The sequence below is a fragment of the Phormidium sp. CCY1219 genome, assembly GCF_035615515.1.
Taxonomy (GTDB): Bacteria; Cyanobacteriota; Cyanobacteriia; order Cyanobacteriales; family Laspinemataceae; genus CCY1219.
On the sequence record NZ_JAJENT010000538.1, the window covers coordinates 1 to 349 of the forward strand.

The window sequence follows — 349 nt, forward strand, 5'->3', positions numbered from 1 at the left end:
CCATCTACTTGTTCCTCGGCAAGATATAGCCCAACGTTTGCATTATCAGTCATCCCCCCAAGGGTTAGACTAAAATCCTTGACTTCGTTAAGAGTGAAGCGGTAGTAATCACTGGAGTCAGCGCTACCTACAAAGTCAGTGAAAGTCTGCGTGCCACTGAGAACTCCCATGTTAAAAACAGGATTCGCTATATCTCCAATGCCAGTGGGGGTAGCAGTCAGTTCTAATCGGTATCTCGTGTCATATCCTGTTGTGCGGTAGGGATAAACTCGAACATAATAAGTCCCTGCACCTAAGCTGCGGCTAATCGATTCGTCTGAATCGCCCCAATTGTCGGAAAATGTTATCC

At 46.4% G+C, this 349-nt stretch carries 1 pseudogene; it reads right to left on the reverse strand.

Annotation, left to right across the window (positions count from 1 at the left end):
• A pseudogene (locus LKK83_RS14790) lies at nucleotides 1–349 on the reverse strand (S8 family serine peptidase); the annotation flags it as partial.